Raw genomic sequence first — 22,348 nt, forward strand, 5'->3', positions numbered from 1 at the left:
CATTTAAATAAAATTACTAATTTGGTTAAAAAATATGCGCTTTTAGTGTATTTAGTACTAGGCGAATGCCAAAGAGATTGGTACATTTCTTCGTAAATAAACCTTATTTTGGTAATGATCTGAGTCATTCATGGGGAGAGCTTAAATGACGGATACAAATGATTATGATGAAAATGATGACAATGTAGTTGATGATGATGAAGCAAAAGCAGCCGAGAAAGGTGCAAATGCTGCTGATTCTAGTGTGACTGACACTGACTTAGCGGAAGCAGAAACTCTAACGGTGACTGCGAAGCTGAAACAACGCCAAGCATTGGAAGATGAAGTTGCTGCATTTTTAGCACGTGGTGGGAAAATTACTGAAGTTCCACCTGATGAGTCTAAAGACTAAGTAAACTTTGTCAAAAAAACCCAAATATTTTAGGTAGATGCTTAAAATAGTTTGGGCTTTTTTTATTGACGATGAATGTCAATGATGGATACTCATCTGCAATAAGATAGGGGCGATGAATAGATTAAAACCACTGACCCTCAAAAGAAGGATGGTTAGCAAGATGATACGTGAGTAGTTAATTTTTATTTCAGTGTTTCGATCAATGAACTCAGTTGATCTAAGTCATGATTTTGCAACGTCTCTCGCATTTTTAAAAACTGCTTTTCATCTATTTCATACAATTTGAGAGAAAGCAGTTTTGTTATATCTTCTTCTGAAAAACGATATTTTATAATTTTTGCAGGGACACCACCAACAATTGCATAGGGTGGTACATCTTGCGTGACCACAGCACCCGTTGCCACCACAGCACCTTCACCGATTTTTACCCCTTGCATAATCATGGCACGACTACCAATCCAACAGCCATCGGCAATGACTGTATCACCCGCAGGTAAAAAACTACGGGTATCAAAAGGAAAGGTCGAAATCCAATCAGGACGATGCAACTGATTACCCCCCATCATGATCACACATTCAGCACCAAAACAGACAAAATTACCAATATATAACTGATCAATCGGCTTTTCTGGCGTTGAAGGTTTATCATGTAAATAACGCACCACACAACGCTCAAAACCCTGATCCCAATAGGCTGAATAATAAGAATAATTTCCTTTAATATGAATATTGGGGTTTTTCACAGTTTTAGAAATAAATTCAAATTCACACCAATGTTTAACAGGTGAGTTGATGGCGTCAGTCATAGAGAGTACAAAGCAGAAAGCATATTTGGCTATTCTATATGAGCAAGAATCAAAAATTAAGTAAAATAGCCTAAGTAGTATATAAAACTAGGCTATTTCAGTGATTTAGAGGATGTGGAAATTTATACAAGTTTTAAATGAATCAAATGTGATGCATGTGTATGGCGAATATGATCAGGACGATGATGAAAATAACGCTCAGTAATATCAATGCCAGATAAATCCTCTATAACTGCATAACCCATTTTTTGCACAGCATTATGTAACTCTTTAGGAATAAATGCGCCCATCAACGGTTCTTTCATAAAACGTGTAAATTGAATTACAAAATGTGATCCTAAGCGCTCAAAACCTTTCAAGGCTTTATAGTCCACAGAATAGTCCATAACCACCTCACTATTTTGCGCTGCAATTGAGGCAATATTTTGCAATGTGGCTAAAGTTGTTTCAGGTGTTAAATAATGTGTTGTGCCTAACCAAGAAAAAAATGCAGCATGATCAGAATCAAATCCACTACGCTTTAAAGCATCCGATAATTTTTCTTTTTCAAAGTCTATGCTGACAAATTCGACATTAGCAGGCAATTGATTCGATTTAGAAATTTTCTTTAGTTTTTCAATCTTAGTTTTTTGCGTATCAGGATGATCCACTTCAAAAATTTTTAGTTGTGGATATTGATCAGCTAAACGTAAAACAAAGGAATCTAAGCCTGCGCCAACTAATACATATTGTTGAACATTATTATTTTCAATCGCTTGCTGTAATAAATCTTCACTATAGCGTGAACGACCTACCACTTGCCCAGTCAGTTTCCCAAAAGTTTTGTTCATAAAACTTGAATTTAAGGTTTTACGAACTAACGAATTATTTAACAGTAAACGCCAACGTGCATTGGTCATATCAAAAGCATATGGGTCTGAAAATACAGGATTTTCAGCATTTAGATGATGGTTGGCGCGTAATGCTGCTGCGGCTTCAGCGGTACGACTCACTCGTCCTGCTTTCATAATATTTCCACTTGATTTTTTATTTTCTAACACTTTAAAAAGAATAGTGAAAATTAACAATGGCGTTTTGCTTTGAAGTACGTAGCTAATATGGTCATTTTCGAGCAAGCATAAAAAAGGGCTGAATGATCAGCCCTAAATTCTATCAAATATTGTGCTTTAATATGAATTAAAGATATTCAACACTGACAACTTCATATTCAACTTCGCCTTGTGGCGTGATGATTTTAGCTTCATCACCTTCATTTTTACCCAAAAGACCACGTGCGATAGGTGAATTCACAGAAATTTTATTAATTTTAAAATCAGCTTCATCATCACCTACGATTTGGTAGGTTTTTTGTTCTTCAGTATCTAAGTTTTCGATGGTCACCGTCACACCAAAAACAACACGACCTGTTTGTTCAAGTTCTTTAACATCAATCACTTGACAAGCACCGAGTTTACCTTCGATATCTTGAATACGTCCCTCACAGAAACCTTGCTGTTCACGTGCTGCATGGTATTCTGCATTTTCTTTTAAATCCCCATGTTCACGTGCTTCCGCAATCGCTGCAATAATACGTGGACGATCAACAGATTTTAACTGTTGAAGTTCTTTTTCTAAGGCTACCTTGCCTTCAGGTGTCATAGGATAACGTTGCATTGTTGTCCCTCAATTTGTGAGTGTATGAAAAAAACATAGGTTTAGAAATGAAAAAAGCCCGCCACCGAGAGGTGACGGGACTTCTCGGTAAACGAATTAACCTACAGTTTGTAAATCTTGCAAACGGTATACATCCATTGGCAATTTAATGGCTAAAGCTTGGCAAACAGCATCAGCGCCATTTAAGGTTGTAGTGTAATACACTTTACCTTGAAGTGCTGAACGACGAATCGAGAACGAATCTTGCTGAGCTTGTTTACCTTCAGTTGTATTGATAATGAGCTGAACTTCGCCATTTTTCAAGCGGTCGACGATATTAGGACGACCTTCTGTGACTTTGTTCACGCGTTCACATTCAATACCTGCATCTTTAATTACATCATAAGTTCCGCCAGTAGCGATAACTTTGAAACCAAGATCAGTTAACTGTTTTGCAATACCAACAGCACGAGGCTTGTCAGAATCACGTACAGAAATAAATGCATGTTTCACTTCGCCTTCGGTAGGAAGACCAGGTAAACGTTCATTTGCACCTAAAACAGCTTTATAGAATGCTTCACCAAAAGTTTTACCTACACCCATCACTTCACCTGTAGATTTCATCTCAGGTCCAAGAATTGGATCTACACCAGGGAACTTGTTGAATGGGAATACAGCTTCTTTTACTGCAAAATGAGTCGGGATGATTTCTTTAGTGAATCCTTGAGATTCTAAAGATTGACCCGCCATACAACGCGCAGCAACTTTTGCTAAAGAGTCACCGATACATTTAGAAACGAATGGCACAGTACGTGATGCACGTGGATTTACTTCTAAAATATAAACGTCATTACCTTTTACAGCATACTGAACGTTCATCAGACCAACAACGCCAAGTTCTTTTGCCATTGCAACTGTTTGACGACGCATTTCATCCTGAATCTCTTGAGAAAGAGAATAAGGAGGAATAGAACATGCTGAGTCACCTGAGTGAATACCTGCTTGTTCGATATGCTGCATGATACCGCCGATCACAACGTCTTTACCGTCAGATACGCAGTCTACGTCAACTTCGATTGCATCATCTAAGAAATGGTCAAGAAGAACAGGCGCTTCATTTGATGCTTGAACCGCATCACGTAAGTAGCGTTTAAGTTCGTCATCGTTATATACGATTTCCATCGCACGACCACCCAATACATAAGATGGACGTACTACTAATGGATAGCCAACTTTCGCAGCTTCAGCCATACCTTCTTCAGCAGATTTTACAATGCTGTTGTTTGGTTGACGAAGTTGTAGACGTTGAATCATTTGTTGGAAACGTTCACGGTCTTCTGCACGGTCGATTGCATCTGGAGATGTACCGATAATTGGTGCACCTGCTTCTTCTAAAGCACGAGCCAATTTAAGCGGAGTTTGACCACCGTACTGTACGATAATACCTTTAGGCTTTTCAGTACGTACGATTTCAAGTACATCTTCAAGCGTAATTGGTTCGAAGTACAAACGATCAGATGTATCATAATCGGTTGAAACTGTTTCAGGGTTACAGTTCACCATGATGGTTTCGTAACCGTCTTCACGCATTGCAAGCGCCGCGTGTACACAGCAGTAATCGAACTCGATCCCTTGACCAATACGGTTAGGACCGCCACCGATTACCATGATCTTATCTTTAGTCGATGGGTTTGATTCACACTCTTCATCGTAAGTTGAATACATATATGCTGTATCTGATTCAAACTCAGCAGCACATGTATCTACACGTTTGTAAACAGGGGTTACGCCCAAGTTCCAACGGTGTTTACGGAATTGTTTTTGTGAAATGCCCATCAAGTTCGCAATGCGAAGGTCAGATAAACCTTTACGTTTGAATGCACGGATATTGTCTGCATTCAAATCACCAAAACCTAAAGTTCTGATTTCGTTTTCAGTTTTAACGATATCTTCGATTTGGATCAAGAACCAGCGGTCAATTTTGGTTGCTTCAAAAACGTCATCTAAAGTGAAGCCGTGACGGAACGCGTCAGCTACATACCAAATACGCTCAGGACCTGGAACTTTAAGCTCAACTAAAATCTTTTCACGTGCGCCTTCAGTACCTAGCGCGATTTTTTCATCAAAACCACAAGCACCCACTTCAAGACCACGGAGTGCTTTATTTACAGACTCTTGGAAGTTACGACCAATCGCCATGACTTCACCCACAGATTTCATCTGTGTCGTCAAAGTTGCGTCAGCTTGTGGGAATTTTTCGAAGTTGAAACGTGGAACTTTAGTGACAACGTAGTCAATTGCAGGTTCGAATGATGCAGGTGTTGTACCGCCAGTGATGTCATTTTTCAATTCATCAAGCGTATAACCTACAGCAAGTTTTGCTGCGATTTTTGCAATCGGGAAACCTGTTGCTTTAGACGCAAGCGCAGAAGAACGAGAAACACGTGGGTTCATCTCGATGATGACCATACGACCATCTTTCGGGTTAATACCGAACTGAACGTTTGAACCACCCGTTTCAACACCAATTTCACGAAGAACAGCTAAAGATGCATTACGCATCAATTGATATTCTTTGTCTGTCAATGTTTGTGCAGGCGCAACAGTGATTGAGTCACCTGTGTGTACACCCATTGGGTCGAAGTTTTCAATCGCACATACGATGATACAGTTGTCGTTTTTGTCACGAACAACTTCCATTTCGTATTCTTTCCAACCAATTAAAGATTCATCAATCAATAATTGTTTAGTTGGAGAAAGATCGAAACCGCGTTCACAGATTTCAATGAATTCTTCTTTGTTGTATGCGATACCACCGCCTGAACCACCCATAGTGAATGAAGGACGGATAATCACAGGGAAACCAAAACGTGCTTGGATCGCTAAAGCTTCTTCCATTGACTCAGCAATGTCAGCTTTTGGACATTCAAGACCAATTTTACGCATTGCGATATCGAAAAGTTTACGGTCTTCCGCTTTTTCGATGGCTTCTTTGGTCGCACCAATCAATTCAACATTGAATTTTTTGAGAATGCCATGCTCATCAAGTGCAAGAGCACAGTTCAAAGCAGTTTGACCACCCATTGTAGGAAGAACTGCATCTGGGCGTTCTTTCTCAATGATAGCTGCAACAGTCTGCCAAGTAATCGGTTCGATATACGTTGCATCAGCCATTGCTGGGTCAGTCATAATGGTTGCTGGGTTAGAGTTCACCAAAATAACACGATAGCCTTCTTCACGAAGCGCTTTACACGCTTGAGCACCTGAGTAGTCAAACTCACATGCTTGACCGATGACAATCGGACCCGCACCAATAATCAGGATGCTTTTAATGTCTGTACGTTTAGCCATGATCGCTCCTTAATTACTTCTTAGATGCTTCAATAAGTTCGATGAAATGATCGAACAATGGTGCACAGTCATGTGGACCAGGGCTTGCTTCAGGGTGACCTTGGAAGCTAAACGCTGGCTTGTCTGTACGATGAATCCCTTGCAGGGTTTGATCGAACAATGATTTGTGCGTTGCTTTTAGCGTTGCAGGTAAAGTTTCTGCATCTACTGCGAAGCCATGGTTTTGAGAAGTAATCATCACTGTACCATCTTCAAGATTTTGTACAGGATGGTTAGCACCGTGGTGACCGTGAGGCATTTTCACAGTTTTAGCACCAGATGCAAGAGCAAGAATTTGGTGACCTAAGCAGATCCCAAATACAGGCACATTACGCGCATCTTCCACAATTGTTTTTACTGCTTCAATCGCATAGTCACATGCTGCTGGGTCGCCAGGACCATTTGACAAGAATATGCCATCTGGATTCAAAGCAAGGACTTTTTCAGCAGGTGTCTGTGCAGGAACAACAGTTAATTTACAACCGCGATCTGCAAGCATACGTAAGATGTTGGTTTTGACACCGTAATCGTATGCAACAACGTGGAATTTTGCTTCAGGTTGAGAGAAACCTTTGCCTAAAGTCCATGAACCTTCAGTCCATTCAAAACCTTCAGGATCGCAACATTCTTTGGCAAGATCTAAACCATTTAAACCACCAAATGCACGTGCTTTTGCAATCGCTTCTTCTTCAGTGATATTTTCACCAGCAAGAATACAACCATTTTGTGCACCTTTATCACGTAAAATACGTGTTAATTTGCGTGTGTCGATATCTGCAATTGCAACGACATTATGTTCTTTTAAATAGTCGCCTAAAGATTGCGTTGATCGGAAGTTGCTATGTAATAAAGGCAAGTCACGAATGATTAAACCATTCGCCCAGACTTTGTGAATGCGACCAGACTCAGCGTCTTCGTCATTACAACCAGTATTACCGATATGAGGATAAGTTAAAGTTACAAGTTGCTGGGCATAACTTGGATCGGTCAAGATTTCTTGATAACCAGTCATGGCAGTGTTAAAAACGACTTCACCAGTCGTACTTCCCGTAGCGCCGATCGATGTACCTTTAAAGATAGTACCGTCAGCAAGGGCTAAAATGGCGGGGGTGCTCAAACCAAAGCTCCTGAACTAAAACCACAAAAATAGGGCTGTAAAAAAGCGAGTAGACGAAAAAAAAGGAAGGTTAATTAAATCCTACCCTCCCTGTGTCTGCTCGCTTATAACTTAACACTGCATTATACGCATCATTGCCTTTGAAGTCCATGTAAAAAATTAACAATATGTCAGATAAACGCCTTGTATTTAGAGTGAGTTTCTGTTTTATAAAAAATGAATATCTAATCGCTAAAATGTAATATTTATTCGATAAATCAAAATTTAAAATTTATTGTTATAGTTTAGCTTGTTAGCAAGGTTTTTATTAAAAATAGTAAAACGTAATAAATTTAACGATTGGTAAAAAATATTTTCCCATTGTTTTGAGTTATAAAAATATAGCTTAAAAATAAAGCATGAGCAGGCGTTTTATTTGTGTACCATTTCATAAAAAATGTTCATTTGTATTATTTATTAGTCAGTTTAAGTGGGTTGGAAATAATCATCAGTTTAAAAATAAATTTTAAAACGAATTATTCAAAACATTAGAAAATGGAAAATGAGGTGGCATAACGCTCTTTTAGGCTTTGTATATGTTTGGAGTTTTGACACAGAGTCTGGGTGAATTTTATATGAAATTTATATTGGATTTTGTTTCTGGTTATGGGAGGGGCATACTTTATATGATTGTTCTCATCAGCAATTTATTTTTATTGTTTTATCTCCTAGTGATGTTGGTAGTTGGCTGTAAAAAGATAAAGCAAAAGGGGGGAACCTTTTGCTTTTGTTACTTTTACATTTCATTAAGACAATGTGGCTTAAAAGAGATGTAGCCAATCACGTTTATTGTGAAAGTCTGCATTTTGCCCACTATGCTGCATAGCATAAAACTGCTGTGCTTGTGATGTTTCTAAAACTGCTGTTAGACCAATAAAAAGATCAGACCACTTTAACTTATGGGCTAACATAAATTCAGTTAAATCGAGGCTAACATTTAAGCCATAATGCGTGCGTTTTAATTGATTGAGTTCAATATCATACGCAACTTGTGGTGGCATAGTTTCAGGATAGCGATATTCTTCAAACTGATAAGCTTGCCATGCTTGCGAAGGGGAAAGGTTAATCTCACGATAATAATCTTCGCCCTGTACGCCTATAAAAATTTCAAAGCAAGTTTTTTCCCAAAGAAAATCTAAACGTGGATGAGATGCAACCAAGTCAGGATACAAAATGAGTTGATTAGGATCTCTTAACCAATAACCCACATTGAGTGTATAGGGACTGACTTGTTCAATCGCACCAACGAGAGAAATGCTTTGAAATCGACGATCAAAAGCATTGAGTTCATAACTTGCCATGAAACAATAATCTTAATTTGAAAGATGAGCGTGACGAACTAAGTTCGACAGTTTAGGATTTTGTTTTGCAGCTTTTTTATAAAGCAAAGCAATTTTACCAATGGTTTGTACGACTTCAGCTTCAGCAGTATTTGCAATTTCAGTGATGAGCGCAGCACGAGTTTCGCGATCTTCACCTGCAATTTTGATCTTAATAAGCTCATGATCGTGTAAAGCACGGTTTAATTCTTCAACGACACTATCAGTCAAGCCTTTATCGCCCAGCATTACGACAGGGTTTAATGCATGTCCGATTTGACGTAAACGTTTACGTTCTTGGATAGAGAGAGTTGCCATATAAGCATAACCTAATTTTAAAAACGACCTAGTATAACAAAAGCCATATCACTGCGCTGTAAATTCTGTAGAAATAATCGATTATGCTGATTTAAAAAAACACACGAATAACAGATGATTTAAATGCTGTTGCATACTGCAATACGAATATTTTTCACGTACAATCAAGAGCGGATTATTAATTTGTATTAAGAGAGTTATGGCTACACGCATTACCAACCAAAAGTTATCTAAAAGTAGTCGTGCGTGGATGAGAGAGCATTTAGATGATCCTTTTGTGAAAAAAGCACAAAAAGAAGGCTATCGTGCTCGTGCTGCGTATAAGCTACTTGAAATTCAAGAAAAATATAAAATGATTAAACCGGGTATGACTGTAGTCGATCTTGGTGCTGCACCAGGAAGTTGGTCACAAATTGCAGGAAAACTCGTTGGTGATAAAGGTTTAGTCATTGCTTCAGATATTTTAGAAATGGATGCTTTACCTGATGTTACCTTTTTGCAAGGTGACTTTCGTGAAGAAGAAGTTTTTGAAAAATTGTTAAATATTTTAAATGGACGTACTGTAGACGTTGTAATTTCAGATATGGCCCCCAATACATCAGGTAATAAGGCAGTAGATCAACCTCGTCAAATTTACTTGTGTGAGCTTGCACTTGATTTTGCGAATAAGGTTTTAGGACCTAAAGGGCAATTTGTAGTTAAGGTTTTCCAAGGGGACGGTTTTGATGAATTTCGTAAACAAGTCGTCAGTAGTTTTGATGTGTTGAAAACAGCGAAACCCGCTGCATCACGAGCACGTTCAAAAGAAGTTTTTTTAATTGGACAAGGTCGTAAAAAGGCTTCGCAGTAAGAATTTTTGATAAAAGAGAATGTGAATTTTTCTAAAGCATTTTCTGATGCATGTGTTATGTTTGAAATTGTTTCATGAAAGCTGTATTGGTTGAATAATGAGATAACATTATGCAACTGAAAGGCATTTTTGAAAAAAATTGAAATGAATCGTGTAATTCATGTATGAATTGTCAATAAGTCTTCTTGCCAAGTTGTTAAAAATTGTGCATTTTGTACGTTTTTAAAATTTATTGCGAAATTCATTACTCGCTTTTTGTTAGGATCACCCTCTATGGGCATGGTCAAATTAGATTGATATGGGAATAAAGCTTTGAGCGATCTCTTCAAAAACGCCGTCTTGTGGCTTGTGATACTTGGTGTGCTGATTTTAATTTTCAGTAACATTAGTGACCGCAATAAGCCTGCAGCAATGAACTATTCTGAGTTTGTTACAGCGGTTAATGCAGGTCAGATTAAACAAGTCACTATTGATGGTGAAAGAATAAGTGGCGAAAAAACCAATGGTTCAGATTTTGAAAGTATCCGTCCTGCGGTTCAAGATCCTGAATTGATGCCTACTCTAATCAAAAATAACGTTGTTGTTGAAGGTACTGCACCTCAGCGTCAAGGTTTATTGATGCAGCTTCTTATCGCAAGCTTCCCTGTGCTTTTAATCATTTTGTTATTCATGTTCTTTATGCGCAACATGGGTGGTGGCGCAGGCGGTAAAAATGGTCCAATGAGTTTTGGTAAGTCAAAAGCAAAAATGCTTTCAGAAGACCAAATCAAAGTAACATTTACAGATGTTGCAGGTTGTGACGAAGCAAAACAAGAAGTTGTTGAAATTGTTGATTTCTTAAAGGATCCAGCAAAATTCAAACGCTTAGGTGCAACAATTCCTAAAGGCGTGTTGATGGTTGGTCCTCCGGGTACAGGTAAAACTTTACTTGCAAAAGCGATTGCAGGTGAGGCAAAAGTACCATTCTTTAGTATCTCAGGTTCTGATTTCGTTGAAATGTTTGTGGGTGTTGGTGCATCACGTGTGCGCGACATGTTCGAACAAGCAAAACGTCATGCACCATGTATCATCTTTATTGATGAGATTGATGCAGTTGGTCGTCACCGTGGTTCAGGTACAGGTGGTGGTCACGATGAACGTGAGCAAACGCTGAACCAAATGCTTGTGGAAATGGATGGTTTCGAAGGCAATGAAGGTATTATCGTCATTGCTGCAACAAACCGTGCAGATGTACTCGATAAAGCTTTACTACGTCCAGGTCGTTTTGACCGTCAAGTGATGGTAGGTCTTCCAGACATCAAAGGTCGTGAGCAAATTTTAAATGTTCACTTGAAGAAATTGCCTTCTGTAACAGGTGTGGATGTTAAAGTTCTAGCACGTGGTACGCCTGGCTTCTCAGGTGCACAATTGGCAAACCTTGTGAACGAAGCAGCGTTATTCGCTGCGCGTCGTAACAAGAACACTGTCGATATGCATGACTTTGAAGATGCTAAAGATAAAATCTACATGGGTCCTGAACGTAAGTCGATGGTGATTCGTGAAGAAGAACGTCGTGCAACTGCTTACCATGAAGCAGGTCATGCGATTGTTGCTGAAATTCTTCCAGGTACAGACCCTGTGCATAAAGTAACGATTATGCCGCGTGGTTGGGCTTTGGGAGTAACTTGGCAGTTACCTGAACATGATCAAACTAGCCATTATAAAGATAAGATGTTGAATGAACTTTCAATTCTTTTTGGTGGTCGTATTGCTGAAGAAGTATTTATTAACCAAATGTCGACTGGTGCTTCAAATGACTTTGAACGTGCAACGAAAATGGCACGTGCAATGGTTACGAAGTACGGTATGTCTGAGAAAATGGGCGTAATGGTTTATGAAGATGAAAATCAAAATGGCTTCTTTGGTAATGTAGGTAGTCGTACAATTTCTGAAGCAACACAACAAATGGTTGATCAGGAAGTACGTCGTATTTTGGATGAGCAGTATCGAGTTGCACGTGAGATTCTTGAAAATAATAAAGATATCGCACACGCAATGGTAAAAGCTTTGATGGAATGGGAAACGATTGATCGTGATCAAATCCGTGACATTATGGAAGGTCGTGAACCACAACCACCAAAAGTTTATATTGCTGAAAATCCAGTCATTGATGTAACTCCAAATAATGGTCCATCAACACCTCCACCATTACCAGCAAATTAATATGTTGATGATGGTTAAAAGAGTCTCTATTTAGAGGCTCTTTTTTTATTCTATTTAAATTATTTATGGGGTGTAAAACATTTCAATATTTTAAGGAGTGAACTTGTTAGAATATAGCAATGTAAAAATGGAGTGTTCTTATGCAGTTGATACCCTTAACTCAACGAGTTTTAAATTGTGGGACTTTGACATTAGATTTATCTAAACCACATGTCATGGGGATTTTAAATGTCACACCAGATTCGTTTAGTGATGGAGGAATGCATAATGAAGTTGAACAGGCGATTGCATTTGCTCAACAAATGATTGTGGATGGAGCAACTGTAATTGATGTTGGTGGAGAATCAACAAGACCGGGTGCTTCTCCTGTTTCTATTGAAGAAGAGCTACAGCGAGTCATTCCTGTTGTGCAAGCATTGGCAAAATTAGATGTTGTTATTTCAATTGATACTTCTGAACCTGAAGTGATTAAAGCAGCCGTTCAAGCAGGTGCGCATATTTGGAATGATGTGCGTGCATTAACACGACCTCATGCTTTACAAGTCGCGGCTGATTTGGACATTCCTGTGATCATTATGCATATGCGTGGTGAGCCGACCACGATGAATAATTTGGATCAATATCAAGATGTGACAACCGATGTCATCTATGAGTTAAAACAACGTGTAGCGGATGCTTTAGATGCAGGTGTGAAACCTGAAAATATTATGATTGATCCGGGCTTTGGTTTTGCAAAAAATGCTCAGCAAAACTTAAAACTATTGAATGAACTGTATAAGTTAAATGAAATGGGATATCCAATACTTTCTGCACTTTCACGTAAGCGTTTTATTGGTGAGGCATTAGGTGGAGCAGATGCGCAAAATCGTGCGGTTGGAAGTGTTACTGCACATCTGATGAGTATTCAGCAGGGCGCATGTATGGTGCGTGCACATGATGTAAAAGCGATGCATGAAGCGATATTGGTATGGCAAGCAACTTTAGCAGCTGCAACTTAATTTTTAAATTTTGCTTAAAATAGTTATAAAATTTCACACAATGAGAACACAGTTCTTGTTGTGTTTTTTATTTTGAGATCTTTAGGTTTGATAATTTGTGTTTTATTTGTTTAAATATTTGATATTTATAGTTAAATTTTAAATTACAAAATGACTATAAAATCATGTCAACCAAATTCAAGTCTCATATTGCTAAAATACATTTATGTTATAATATAACAAATGAAGTATATCGATATAAATCAGAAAAATTACAAAATTTGAATTGAGGATTGAGTGATGAAAATGAAATACACAATTTTAGTAGCATCAATGATGACGGTACTACTGTCAGGGTGTTCTAAAAAAACCGAAGAAGCAGTAAGTGATATGGCAGCTACAGAAGTCGTCGCAGCAGATGCGGTTGTAGAAGCAGAAGCCTATGGTTCTGAGGGAAGTACTGAAAACTACCAAAAAAATGAACAAAATACGGTAAAAGTTGTTGCAAAAGAGCCTGTGTCAACATTTAGTGCTGATGTGGATACAGGAAGTTATGCCAATGTACGACGCTTCCTGACACAAGACAAAACCTTGCCACCTGTAGATGCAGTGCGTGTAGAGGAGATGATCAACTATTTTAACTATCATTATCCACAGCCTACAGGTCAACATCCATTTTCGGTCAATACTGAAACAGTAGATTCACCTTGGCAAGCCAATGCAAAAGTGATTCGTATCGGGATTCAGGCTAAAAATATTGATCAAAAACAGCTTCCCCCTGCAAACTTGGTATTTTTAGTTGATGTTTCAGGCAGTATGGATGAAGAGAAAAAGTTACCTTTAGTTAAAAAAACCTTAACAATTTTAACTGAGCAGCTTCGTCCTCAGGATAAAGTGACTTTAATTACGTATTCTGGACATGAGGAGGTTGTGCTAGAGCCAACTTCAGGAAATGAAAAAAGCAAAATTTTAAATGCCATAAATGACCTTTCGGCAAGTGGTTCTACTTCGGGTGAAAGTGCGATTCAAATGGCATATAAAGAGGCGCAAAAATCTTTTATTCAAAATGGAATTAACCGTATTTTAATTGCTACAGATGGAGATTTTAATGTCGGGATTACAGATTTTGATACCTTAAAAAATATGATTGCTGAGAAGCGCAAAACAGGTATTTCATTTACGACTTTAGGTTTTGGTCGTGGTAATTATGATGAGCAGCTTATGGAGCAATTAGCGGATGCTGGTGATGGGAACTATAGCTATATTGATAATGAAAATGAAGCGAAGAAGGTATTAAAACAACAGCTTAGTTCAACACTTGCAACAGTGGCTCAAGATGTAAAAATTCAAGTAGAGTTTAATCCTGCCACAGTAAAAGAATATCGCTTGATTGGTTATGAAAACCGTATGTTGAAGCAAGAAGATTTTAATAATGATCAGGTTGATGCAGGTGATATCGGAGCTGGACATACTGTGACTGCTTTGTATGAAATTATTCCAACAGGTCAAAAAGGTTGGTTGGCTGATTCTCGTTATCAAAATGAGGCAAAAGCACAGGGGAGTAAGACGGAGTATGCTTATTTAAATTTACGTTATAAATTACCAAATCAGACAAAAAGTATTTTATTAACCCAGCCTATTTCAGCGTCATCTAAGCCATTAACTCAGGCAAGTGGTGATACGCGTTTTGCGCTTGCCGTTGCAAGTTATGGTCAGCAACTTAATAGCAGTAAGTATATGGGTTCAATGGGTTGGAATGATATTTTACAACTGGCACAGTCAGCTCAACAACCTGATGAATTTGGTTTGAAAGATGAATTTATTGGCTTGTTGAAAAAGGCAAAAAGCTTAAGTTCTGATAAACCTACAGTGCAACAAGTGAATCGAGCATCTTAATTTATGCAGGGAGAAGTTTGTTGTTTTGTATGCATTATGTTATATAGATGCGCTTAACGAATGCTAAATATTAGGTTCATATGTTTAACGATTTACTTCTCCCTATGTTTGACGATGAATATTATCCAGATATTTTGGTTGCTGAGGTCAAACAGGTCATTGAAGGTTTTGCAAAAAAAATTGCAAAATCAAGCCTAAGTGATGATGAACTTTATCATGTGGCACATAAAACTGTAGTGGAAATTAATAAAATGAAACCACAGTTTGAAGATCTTGATTCATCTTTAGATGATACTGCGGCAGATTATATTGCGGAAGCAATGATGATGGTGGCGCAAGATCAAGGTTATATGGATGTTGAAATGGAAGAATTAATTTCAAATAGAGAGTGGTAATCCGCTCTTTATTTTTTTAAATTTTTACTGATTGATTTAAGCTCATTTTCAGTTCTATGAAAGTGATCTTTTACACTAAAACTTCTCTTAAATACCATTCACAAAATCACCGCTACACTAAAATGCTTTATATTGTTGTGTTGATCATTTTCTGTTATTCATTCAATTTAGCTTTTCTTTGATGAAAATATCTTGCCTTATTCATTTTGATTAAAATTGAATAGAGTGAAGATGTTAAATAGCGGAATAAGAAGGATTGAAATACACCAGAAATAAATGATAAAAATTTCAGGCATAAAAAAACCTGCATATTGCAGGATTCTTTATTGCACCATTTTAAGAAGTATTAAAATGGTGCCCGAGGCCAGACTCGAACTGGCACGCTTTGTGGGCGGGGGATTTTAAATCCCCTGTGTCTACCGATTTCACCACTCGGGCATGAGCGCAATAATAAAGAACAAAATAAAACTTGGCAAGTATATTTATGATTATTTGCTTTATTTTCAATCAATTCGAAAGTATCTGATTTAAAAAACAGCATTTTTTCTTAATTTTTAAAAAATTCGCTTATTGTTATATGTGATTATTCATTTTTTATTGCTGCATTAGCTGGTGTATTTTGATGTATTGGCGAGTTTTGTTTACATTAAACTATCCATATAAGCATCTAAATCAATGAATTTATAATTTTTACACAATTCATTTTCATATTTTAATAGGCTGATATGTAATTCAAGGTACTCGTTCAGTTGGGCTTGTGATTTTTTGGCTTCTGGTGAGCCTTTTTTAGCAAGCTTTAATTTTGATTTGGTCTTTAGGGCTTGTTTGTATGACCAAAAGCAAGCACGACGAACTTGTTGTAAATAATAGTATTCAATGGTGCTGGTATGTGCTTTGAACATATTTTCTTTGTAAAATTTAACAAAGCCAAAGCTAAGTGCAAAGAAAAATAGAACGCCTTGTAAAAACATACTTTGTATAAAAGCAATATTAATGGTTTGTATAATAATGACAATCGCGAGTTTCAGCGGTACGTTTTTAAACTGTTGGTATAAATGGGTTGAGCTATGTTTCATTTGTTTAATGATTAGAGGAACAATCAACATAAAAAATAGCATGATGACTAGAATCGCAATGCCTTTAGATTGTGTTGCATCAAATTGATGAAAATGAGTTTCGATGAAATTACCTAAGGCAAAATCAATGCTGACAAAAATCATGGCAGCAAGAACCCAAGGGATGAGTTCACGTAATTCATCCAAAATCCCTCTGGTTTTAATCTGACTATAAAATAAATAGTTGCGTTTAAAAGCTTGAGGATACTTTTTTTCTAATTGCTGTAAATAGAGTGCGGTCTGTTGGGTTTTGCTCATATTGCTCATGAGAAGTTAAATCGGGTAGAAATAGCTTCTTATCAAATTAGAAAGATTGGTCGGTGAATATTGTACGTGTTGAATAGAAATGAGGGCAAGAGATTGTCGATAATTACTGATTTTAAAAAATGATTATACAGAAAATAAATATAGTGGCTTTAAGGTGGCTATATAATAATTGTATTTCAATGATTTAGTAGGCGTTTTGTTATAATTTGGGTGAAGGTGATAGAAGTTGAGGAATTTTAGGCATAAAAAAACCTGCATATTGCAGGGTTCTTTATTGCACCATTTTAATAAGTATTAAAATGGTGCCCGAGGCCAGACTCGAACTGGCACGCTTTGTGGGCGGGGGATTTTAAATCCCCTGTGTCTACCGATTTCACCACTCGGGCTTACAAGATTGGAGGTAGGAGCCGGAATCGAACCGGCATTTACGGAGTTGCAGTCCGCTGCATCACCATTCTGCCATCCCACCGTGTCTTGGTGATGCACATATTAGCAACCTTTGAAAAAAAAACAATACTATATTTATTCGTATGCACATAAAATCAGCATATAGAATAAAATTGTCTAAATAATCATGTATTATTTGCAAAATTGATTCATATCTACCTTGGAGATGTGCCGTGGCATTAGTTTTAGATGGTCGTGCATTGGCAAAACAAATTGAAACTGACTTGTTAACTCGCGTTGAAGCGTTGAAAGCAAAAACAGGTCGTACCCCAATTCTTGCGACGATTTTGGTTGGTGATGATGGTGCTTCAGCAACTTATGTTCGTATGAAAGGTAATGCTTGCCGTCGTGTAGGTATGGACTCTCTTAAAGTTGAATTGGGTACAGAAACCACAACTGAGCAATTATTGGCTGAAATTGAAAAATTAAATGCTAATCCTGATGTACACGGTATTCTTTTGCAGCATCCAGTCCCTGCGCAAATTGATGAGCGTGCTTGTTTTGATGCCATTTCTTTAGAAAAAGATGTTGATGGTGTGACTTGTCTTGGTTTTGGTCGTATGGCAATGGGTGAAGCTGCTTATGGTTCAGCGACTCCTGCGGGCATCATGACCATTCTCAAAGAAAATAACATTGAAATTGCGGGTAAACACGCAGTTGTGGTAGGTCGTTCTGCGATTTTGGGTAAACCAATGGCAGCGATGTTACTTGAAGCAAATGCAACAGTCACCATTTGTCATTCACGTACTCAAAATCTTGCTGAGTTTGTCAAGCAAGCTGACATTATTGTGGGTGCTGTGGGTAAAGCAGAATTGATTCAAAAAGATTGGATCAAACAAGGTGCAGTTGTCGTTGATGCTGGTTTCCATCCACGTGAAGGCGGTGGTGTTGGTGATATCCAACTAGTTGGGATTGAAGACGTAGCTTCTGCTTATACGCCAGTTCCGGGTGGTGTAGGTCCAATGACAATTACAACTTTAATTCGTCAAACTGTTGAAGCTGCTGAAAAGGCATTGGGTTAATAGAATCCCTCCCAACCTCCCTTTGATTTGATAAAGGGAGGAGTTGCAAATCTTCAATTTGCAACAGTTTCCCCTCTTTTTGAAGAGGGGTTAGGGGAGATTAAGACCTCACTCTAGTCCTCTCCTAAAAGGAGAGAGAATTTCATTGTGAACAATAATGAGATGCTCCTTCTCCCTTAGGGAGAAGGTTGGGATGAGGGCATTAATTAAATTAAGACCTCTCCCTAACCCTCTCCTAGTAGAAGAGGGGATTTTCAAGATTAAAATGAATTAAAAGAAATCTTATGAGCTGTACATTTCAATTTCAAAAAGCCCCACAACACTTACTCGATGCTTTGCATGAAGTAATTCCAAACTGTGAACTGCTTGCACAGCAGTTGCCTGAAACCCCAATTTCTTTATGGCTCATTCCACCTGTTTTCCCAACAGACCGTTTGGATGATGAAGTGATTCGTCGTATTTGGAATGACACACCCTATTGGATTTTTTGTTGGGCTTCTGGCTTAGCAATGGCTCAATGGCTGCTGGCAGAACCTCATCATGTTAAAGATAAGGTGGTGCTTGATTTTGGTGCAGGCTCTGGTGTGGTAGCGATTGCAGCAAAAATGGCAGGTGCAAAACGAGTCATTTGTTGTGATATCGACCAAGTCAGTCTAGATGCATGTCGTGAAAATGCATTATTGAATGATGTTGAACTTGAGTATTTGGATGATTTATACAAGGCTGAGCAGGTTGATGTTTTGCTCGCAGCGGATGTCTTATATGATCAATGTAATCGCTTTTTCTTAGATGAATTTTTAAAATTTGCCCCAGAAGTGTGGGTGGCGGATAGTCGAGTGAAAAACTTTAGTCATGTTCATTATCAAAAGTTAGATGAGCGTAGCGCAACGACTTGGCCAGACTTAGACGAAGCTAAAGAATTTCGCAATGTAAGTTTTTATAAGACGCTGTAATCGCGCCTTATTTTATATCAAACATTCAATAAACAATTAAGAACAGGTATAACGTACGACATGTAAAGTGCTTGGACGTGTTTCAAGTGCTTGACGTGTCGCATAATTTTCACTGCTATTTACACTTTGTGTGTTAGATAAGCCTAAAGATGTACGTGAATGTCCTAATTGAACACCATATTTTTCTTCAGATTCAGTGGCAGGATTGGCGATTTTATTGGTGCTTAAAACTGAAATTTTATATGTTTTATTTAAGCCTAAAACTTTTTGACAAGCACGTTGTAATTTGTCGGCATCAATTTGTTGATTTGCTCGCCCTGCTAATGTGTATGCAAGAGTTGCGGAATTTTCACTTTGGTTTTCGATTTGGTAACCTGTTACACCATTAAATTGGCGTGGTGTGGTTTGACAAGCTGCTAACCCTAAAATAACAAATCCTAAACCCAATAATCCAATTTTTTTCATGTTTAGTTAATTCCACACTGTTGTTGTTTTAAGTATGCCATAGCTCTATCAATTAAACGATGACTGATTTGCTTGTTCAATTGAGTTAATTTTTTTCTAAATTTTTCATTCTTTTTTTCTATTTTAGAAAATAAATTATAAATCATGCATATTTCACTGATTTTAAATGATGATGTTATAAAAATATTTGATATAGATTAAAACTAGTTTGCATTTTTTATAAAAATGCAGCATTTTTAAACTAAATTAAAAGTAAAAATGAGCTTTAAAAATATGTGAATTTAAATTTTACGAAAAGCAACTCAACCATCATGTGCAGCTTGGGAGAATTATATGCAAGATAATTTAACGGTTTATGATTTGTGTGTCATTGGTGGTGGGATTAATGGTGTTGGTATTGCAAATGATGCGGCAGGGCGTGGCTTATCAGTTTTTTTATGTGAAAAAGATGATTTAGCAGGTCATACCTCTTCAGCGAGTAGTAAGCTTATTCATGGTGGTTTGCGTTATCTTGAATATAAAGAGTTTCGGTTGGTGCATGAAGCATTGGCAGAGCGTGAGATTTTGTTGGTTAAAGCACCTCATATTATCCGCCCAATGCGATTTATCATGCCGCATCAACCTCATTTACGTCCTGCATGGTTGATTCGAACAGGTTTATTTTTTTATGATCATTTAGGGAAAAGAGAAAAGCTAGAAGGTTCTCAGGTCGTGCAATTTAAGCCTGAAAATAGCCCACTAAAAAATGAAATAACACGTGGTTTTGAATATTCAGACTGTGCTGTAGATGATTCACGGCTTGTGGTTTTAAATGCCATTCAAGCACGAGAACAGGGAGCAAAAATTGTTACACAAACACGTTGTAAATCAGCACAGCGTAAAGATGGTTTTTGGATTGTTGAGCTGGAAAATATACAGGGTATTTACCAAATACAAGCTAAAGTATTGGTCAATGCAACAGGACCTTGGGTGGCCAAGTTTATTCAACAGGATTTAAATTTAAAATCACAATATAGCATTCGCTTGATTCAAGGCAGCCATATTATTGTGCCTAAAATTTATCAGGGTGATAAAGCATTTATCATGCAAAATGATGATCAACGTATCGTATTTGCGATTCCTTATTTAGGGAAATATACCTTGCTGGGTACAACAGATCGTGAATACACGGGTGATCCAAATCAGGTGGAAATTACTCAACAAGAAATTGACTATTTATTAGATGTTTCTAATGATCATTTTAAAATGCAGTTAACGCAAAGTGATATTATTCAAACATTTTCAGGTGTACGCCCATTATGTGATGATGAGTCGGATAATCCTACTGCAATTACACGTGACTATACTTTGTCATTATCACAAGATCATGAAAATGAAGCACCATTACTATCGGTCTTTGGTGGTAAATTAACGACGTACCGTAAGTTGGCTGAATCTGCGATGGAGCATTTAAAAAAGTTTTTTCCAGAATTGGGGAAATCATGGACAGAAAAAGCATTATTATCGGGTGCTGAAAATTTAATCTCAATTGATGTGTTGAGTACTGAGATTGAAAATAAAATTATCGGTATTGATGCTGAAACAACAAGTCGATGGGCGCATGCTTATGGCACACGGGTTTGGAGGTTTTTAAATCATGTGTCTTCAGTTTACGAACTAGGACAAGACTTTGGGCATGGCTTGTATGCGCAAGAAGTTGACTATTTGGTTGAATATGAATGGGCGGTCACAAGTGAAGATATTTTAAAACGTAGAACAAAGCTGTATTTGCAATTTGGTGACAGTGAGATGCAAGCTTTGGATGAATATTTACTTGACTTGCATGAAAGAAGATTGCAAAAAGATGTCGCATAATATGAAAAGGTCAGTAATTTGCTGACCTCTTTTTTAAATAAATGAGAATGAATTAAGTCCAATCAAAGGTAAATAAAACCCGTTTGGTTTCAGGTTGATAGAACATTAAAATCCAATCTGCACCGTGCGAGCAATAGTCCCAACCTGCAACACCTGCGATAAAATAATAGCGTTGACCTTGTTGATCATATAGGTGTATTTCTTGTTCATCTGTATCCTCATTAATACATTTTAAGTCAAAGTGTTGATCAATTGGACTACACCAATTTCCATAATCGACCTCACCACCAAGTTGATCTAAAAGTGTTGCTGTTGAAGTGCTATTATATTGAATTGATGAGGATGTAATAATTTTCCCTGTTTCTTTAAAGCGTGCTTTAAGCTCTAAATAGTCTTGATGCATCTCTTGGCTATGTTGCTTTAACTCTTCATCACAATCAGGATTTTCAAGTTGGAAGTAGTTGGGGTTGCCAAGCCATTCATACTGATTTTCATCATTTAATTGTAAAATAAACCAATTTTCATTGGTAAATTCATCTGCAAATTCTGTGGTTTCACTACCTATATAGCATTCATAAGGTTCTATTGGATTAATCAAATGAATTTTGCCTTGCCATTTTGGGTTGACCACAGATAAATCAATTGAAATCAGAGGAAGTAAGTGCTTGGCTAAAAATGCACTTTTTGGTGCAAAAACAGCTTCATTGTCTGGTAATAACGTTAAATAGGGGTGTATTGTAGTAATTTCTTCTAACATTGTAATGATGGATATTGTTGTTGATGTAGGGCCTTTTATACGGAAAAATGAGGCATTTCTCCATCATAATTATGTAAGTAAATAGAGAGTTTTTAGTAAAAAAAAGGTCACCGAAGTGACCTTTTTTATTGCT

Annotated in this window: 19 protein-coding genes and 3 tRNA genes; 9 read left to right on the forward strand and 13 right to left on the reverse strand. The window is 37.5% G+C overall.

Annotation, left to right across the window (positions count from 1 at the left end; genetic code table 11):
* The first annotated feature begins 145 nt into the window (after nucleotides 1–145).
* Nucleotides 146–391: a hypothetical protein gene (locus HX005_RS06300; RefSeq protein WP_107007016.1), complete on the forward strand. Its 246-nt coding sequence runs from the start codon at nucleotides 146–148 to the stop codon at nucleotides 389–391.
* Nucleotides 392–576: 185 nt separating this feature from the next.
* On the opposite strand, the gene HX005_RS06305 is transcribed toward HX005_RS06300, so the two are convergent.
* The 7 genes from HX005_RS06305 to yhbY all read right to left on the reverse strand — a co-directional run bounded on the left by HX005_RS06305 (nucleotide 577) and on the right by yhbY (nucleotide 9,015).
* The gene (locus HX005_RS06305) at nucleotides 577–1,200 is read right to left on the reverse strand and encodes a CatB-related O-acetyltransferase (protein WP_286376693.1); all 624 of its coding nucleotides are present in this window, start codon (nucleotides 1,198–1,200) and stop codon (nucleotides 577–579) included.
* 122 nt (nucleotides 1,201–1,322) lie between these two features.
* Complete coding sequence (locus HX005_RS06310) at nucleotides 1,323–2,207, reverse strand: class I SAM-dependent methyltransferase (RefSeq protein WP_286376694.1); 885 nt, start codon at nucleotides 2,205–2,207, stop codon at nucleotides 1,323–1,325.
* 169 nt (nucleotides 2,208–2,376) lie between these two features.
* Nucleotides 2,377–2,853 carry a transcription elongation factor GreA gene (gene greA, locus HX005_RS06315; protein WP_107007019.1) on the reverse strand — a complete coding sequence of 159 codons (477 nt, stop codon included), beginning with the start codon at nucleotides 2,851–2,853 and terminating at the stop codon, nucleotides 2,377–2,379.
* 96 nt (nucleotides 2,854–2,949) lie between these two features.
* A complete protein-coding gene (gene carB, locus HX005_RS06320; RefSeq protein ID WP_286376695.1) occupies nucleotides 2,950–6,183 on the reverse strand; it encodes a carbamoyl-phosphate synthase large subunit in 3,234 nt (1,077 codons plus the stop codon).
* Nucleotides 6,184–6,196: 13 nt separating this feature from the next.
* Nucleotides 6,197–7,339 (reverse strand): glutamine-hydrolyzing carbamoyl-phosphate synthase small subunit, encoded by a 1,143-nt coding sequence (gene carA, locus HX005_RS06325; protein WP_286376696.1) that lies wholly within the window; start codon nucleotides 7,337–7,339, stop codon nucleotides 6,197–6,199.
* An 800-nt stretch (nucleotides 7,340–8,139) separates the two neighbouring features.
* Complete coding sequence (locus tag HX005_RS06330) at nucleotides 8,140–8,679, reverse strand: DOMON-like domain-containing protein (RefSeq protein ID WP_286376697.1); 540 nt, start codon at nucleotides 8,677–8,679, stop codon at nucleotides 8,140–8,142.
* Between the two features lie 12 nt (nucleotides 8,680–8,691).
* On the reverse strand, nucleotides 8,692–9,015 hold the full coding sequence (gene yhbY, locus HX005_RS06335) for a ribosome assembly RNA-binding protein YhbY (protein ID WP_286376698.1): 324 nt from the start codon (nucleotides 9,013–9,015) through the stop codon (nucleotides 8,692–8,694).
* A gap of 199 nt (nucleotides 9,016–9,214) precedes the next feature.
* Between yhbY and rlmE the strand changes: the two genes are divergently transcribed.
* From rlmE to HX005_RS06360, 5 genes are all read left to right on the forward strand, one after another.
* Entirely contained in the window at nucleotides 9,215–9,865 is a 651-nt protein-coding gene (gene rlmE / locus HX005_RS06340) for a 23S rRNA (uridine(2552)-2'-O)-methyltransferase RlmE (RefSeq protein ID WP_107007025.1), read from the forward strand.
* A 312-nt stretch (nucleotides 9,866–10,177) separates the two neighbouring features.
* Nucleotides 10,178–12,067 carry an ATP-dependent zinc metalloprotease FtsH gene (ftsH, locus tag HX005_RS06345; protein ID WP_107007026.1) on the forward strand — a complete coding sequence of 630 codons (1,890 nt, stop codon included), beginning with the start codon at nucleotides 10,178–10,180 and terminating at the stop codon, nucleotides 12,065–12,067.
* 140 nt (nucleotides 12,068–12,207) lie between these two features.
* Nucleotides 12,208–13,065: a dihydropteroate synthase gene (gene folP / locus HX005_RS06350; protein WP_286376699.1), complete on the forward strand. Its 858-nt coding sequence runs from the start codon at nucleotides 12,208–12,210 to the stop codon at nucleotides 13,063–13,065.
* A 369-nt stretch (nucleotides 13,066–13,434) separates the two neighbouring features.
* Nucleotides 13,435–14,940 (forward strand): vWA domain-containing protein, encoded by a 1,506-nt coding sequence (locus HX005_RS06355; protein WP_286376785.1) that lies wholly within the window; start codon nucleotides 13,435–13,437, stop codon nucleotides 14,938–14,940.
* Nucleotides 14,941–15,020: 80 nt separating this feature from the next.
* Complete coding sequence (locus tag HX005_RS06360; RefSeq protein WP_107007029.1) at nucleotides 15,021–15,335, forward strand: DUF5713 family protein; 315 nt, start codon at nucleotides 15,021–15,023, stop codon at nucleotides 15,333–15,335.
* A 352-nt stretch (nucleotides 15,336–15,687) separates the two neighbouring features.
* Here the strand turns inward: HX005_RS06360 and HX005_RS06365 are convergent.
* From HX005_RS06365 to HX005_RS06380, 4 genes are all read right to left on the reverse strand, one after another.
* A tRNA-Leu gene (locus tag HX005_RS06365) sits at nucleotides 15,688–15,773 on the reverse strand.
* Between the two features lie 203 nt (nucleotides 15,774–15,976).
* Nucleotides 15,977–16,708 carry a hypothetical protein gene (locus HX005_RS06370; protein WP_286376700.1) on the reverse strand — a complete coding sequence of 244 codons (732 nt, stop codon included), beginning with the start codon at nucleotides 16,706–16,708 and terminating at the stop codon, nucleotides 15,977–15,979.
* 309 nt (nucleotides 16,709–17,017) lie between these two features.
* A tRNA-Leu gene (locus HX005_RS06375) sits at nucleotides 17,018–17,103 on the reverse strand.
* Between the two features lie 9 nt (nucleotides 17,104–17,112).
* A tRNA-Cys gene (locus tag HX005_RS06380) sits at nucleotides 17,113–17,186 on the reverse strand.
* A gap of 151 nt (nucleotides 17,187–17,337) precedes the next feature.
* Between HX005_RS06380 and folD the strand changes: the two genes are divergently transcribed.
* Together folD and HX005_RS06390 are read left to right on the forward strand one after the other, a co-directional pair.
* Nucleotides 17,338–18,186: a bifunctional methylenetetrahydrofolate dehydrogenase/methenyltetrahydrofolate cyclohydrolase FolD gene (gene folD, locus HX005_RS06385; RefSeq protein WP_286376701.1), complete on the forward strand. Its 849-nt coding sequence runs from the start codon at nucleotides 17,338–17,340 to the stop codon at nucleotides 18,184–18,186.
* Nucleotides 18,187–18,470: 284 nt separating this feature from the next.
* A complete protein-coding gene (locus HX005_RS06390; protein WP_107007032.1) occupies nucleotides 18,471–19,139 on the forward strand; it encodes a class I SAM-dependent methyltransferase in 669 nt (222 codons plus the stop codon).
* Nucleotides 19,140–19,175: 36 nt separating this feature from the next.
* Here HX005_RS06390 and HX005_RS06395 read toward each other — a convergent pair whose 3' ends face one another.
* On the reverse strand, nucleotides 19,176–19,604 hold the full coding sequence (locus tag HX005_RS06395; RefSeq protein WP_286376702.1) for a hypothetical protein: 429 nt from the start codon (nucleotides 19,602–19,604) through the stop codon (nucleotides 19,176–19,178).
* A 333-nt stretch (nucleotides 19,605–19,937) separates the two neighbouring features.
* On the opposite strand from HX005_RS06395, the gene glpD reads away from it, so the two are divergent.
* Nucleotides 19,938–21,458, forward strand: a complete 1,521-nt coding sequence (glpD, locus tag HX005_RS06400) for a glycerol-3-phosphate dehydrogenase (RefSeq protein WP_286376703.1) — start codon at nucleotides 19,938–19,940, stop codon at nucleotides 21,456–21,458.
* A gap of 52 nt (nucleotides 21,459–21,510) precedes the next feature.
* On the opposite strand, the gene HX005_RS06405 is transcribed toward glpD, so the two are convergent.
* On the reverse strand, nucleotides 21,511–22,215 hold the full coding sequence (locus HX005_RS06405; RefSeq protein WP_286376704.1) for a hypothetical protein: 705 nt from the start codon (nucleotides 22,213–22,215) through the stop codon (nucleotides 21,511–21,513).
* Nucleotides 22,216–22,348 lie beyond the last annotated feature (133 nt).

The sequence above is a fragment of the Acinetobacter sp. R933-2 genome (assembly GCF_030325485.1).
In the GTDB taxonomy this organism is placed as follows: Bacteria; Pseudomonadota; Gammaproteobacteria; order Pseudomonadales; family Moraxellaceae; genus Acinetobacter; species Acinetobacter sichuanensis.

Coding starts and splice junctions, on each gene's coding strand:
- HX005_RS06330 (WP_286376697.1), bottom strand. CDS start 8,679: ATGGCAAGTTATGAACTCAATGCTTTTGATCGTCGATTTCAAAGCATT.
- folP (WP_286376699.1), top strand. CDS start 12,208: ATGCAGTTGATACCCTTAACTCAACGAGTTTTAAATTGTGGGACTTTG.
- yhbY (WP_286376698.1), bottom strand. CDS start 9,015: ATGGCAACTCTCTCTATCCAAGAACGTAAACGTTTACGTCAAATCGGA.
- HX005_RS06300 (WP_107007016.1), top strand. CDS start 146: ATGACGGATACAAATGATTATGATGAAAATGATGACAATGTAGTTGAT.
- glpD (WP_286376703.1), top strand. CDS start 19,938: ATGCAAGATAATTTAACGGTTTATGATTTGTGTGTCATTGGTGGTGGG.
- HX005_RS06355 (WP_286376785.1), top strand. CDS start 13,435: ATGGCAGCTACAGAAGTCGTCGCAGCAGATGCGGTTGTAGAAGCAGAA.
- carB (WP_286376695.1), bottom strand. CDS start 6,183: ATGGCTAAACGTACAGACATTAAAAGCATCCTGATTATTGGTGCGGGT.
- HX005_RS06360 (WP_107007029.1), top strand. CDS start 15,021: ATGTTTAACGATTTACTTCTCCCTATGTTTGACGATGAATATTATCCA.
- HX005_RS06405 (WP_286376704.1), bottom strand. CDS start 22,215: ATGTTAGAAGAAATTACTACAATACACCCCTATTTAACGTTATTACCA.
- rlmE (WP_107007025.1), top strand. CDS start 9,215: ATGGCTACACGCATTACCAACCAAAAGTTATCTAAAAGTAGTCGTGCG.
- HX005_RS06395 (WP_286376702.1), bottom strand. CDS start 19,604: ATGAAAAAAATTGGATTATTGGGTTTAGGATTTGTTATTTTAGGGTTA.
- greA (WP_107007019.1), bottom strand. CDS start 2,853: ATGCAACGTTATCCTATGACACCTGAAGGCAAGGTAGCCTTAGAAAAA.
- HX005_RS06370 (WP_286376700.1), bottom strand. CDS start 16,708: ATGAGCAAAACCCAACAGACCGCACTCTATTTACAGCAATTAGAAAAA.
- HX005_RS06305 (WP_286376693.1), bottom strand. CDS start 1,200: ATGACTGACGCCATCAACTCACCTGTTAAACATTGGTGTGAATTTGAA.
- HX005_RS06390 (WP_107007032.1), top strand. CDS start 18,471: ATGAGCTGTACATTTCAATTTCAAAAAGCCCCACAACACTTACTCGAT.
- HX005_RS06310 (WP_286376694.1), bottom strand. CDS start 2,207: ATGAAAGCAGGACGAGTGAGTCGTACCGCTGAAGCCGCAGCAGCATTA.